This is a genomic window from Anabaena sp. UHCC 0253, assembly GCF_009712085.1.
GTDB lineage: Bacteria > Cyanobacteriota > Cyanobacteriia > Cyanobacteriales > Nostocaceae > Dolichospermum.
On record NZ_VILD01000014.1, the window covers coordinates 34,277 to 35,278 of the forward strand.

Consider the following 1,002-nt stretch of genomic DNA (forward strand, 5'->3'; position numbering starts at 1 on the left):
TCTCCTCCCGATCATTGATTGATACATCTTCCGTGGGATATTGATTCATACTGAAAAAGTACAATGTAATTTCATCACAAATTTTTCCGTGTACATCATCTCTTTCTTGTAGAATTTGATCGGCATGACCAGAAATAATTTCTGCAATATAGTCACAACGTCGCTTGTCTCCAGTTTTAGTATCTTTTCTAGTCATAGATGAACTACTGTCAATGAGAAAAAATACATCCCGATTGAAAATTTTGTGATATGCCATATTAGCCCCTGTATTGTTGATTTTTTTCTTTGTTTCTTCAGCCCATTTCTGGGAGAATATCTGTTCGTAAATTGGGTTAGCTACACTGATAAAAGTTTTAGACTCTACTACTAACCCAGCCATTAGTAAATCCATCTGTTTGCTACTGCGGCTATCAAATTTATAATATTGAGGATTTTGCAGTATTCTCTTGTACAAATTTAAAGCTAGTATTCTCTCTGTACTTTTTTCTGGATCACCTCTGATAAAGTAATCATTAATTTTGCTGATATGTAATGATATTGGGTTTGATTGATCTTGTTTTTGAATAATATGAGTATTAATTAATTCCTCTATATGTTGTGTGGTATCTAAATTACCCCTAAATTTATTATTTTTGACAACTAGACTACATAAAGTTTGTGTTAAAAATGGTTGTCCTCCTGTCCAGAGCATAATTTTTTTTATGACATCAGAGGGATTGGAAGTAACTTTAGCTAATTTTACTAGTAAGGGTTGACAATTTCCCTGTAAATGATTTAGTTGAATCACTTTTGCCGTATCTATGTTATCAAATCCATCAACACTGTCAAATAAATCAGTAGGTTTAACAACTCCCAAAACAACAAAATATAATTTTTGGAAATATTCTTGGTTAGATGTAGATAATGTGTGAAGACAAGCTATAAAGCTGGAGTATATATTTGAATGTATTAAAGATTCAATATTATCTATAAAAATAATTAGAAAATAATTGTTTAATTTTT

At 30.5% G+C, this 1,002-nt stretch carries 1 pseudogene; it reads right to left on the minus strand.

From position 1 onward, the window contains the following. A pseudogene (locus FJR38_RS25935) lies at positions 1 to 856 on the minus strand (hypothetical protein); the annotation flags it as partial. Between the last annotated feature and the right edge of the window lie 146 nt (positions 857 to 1,002).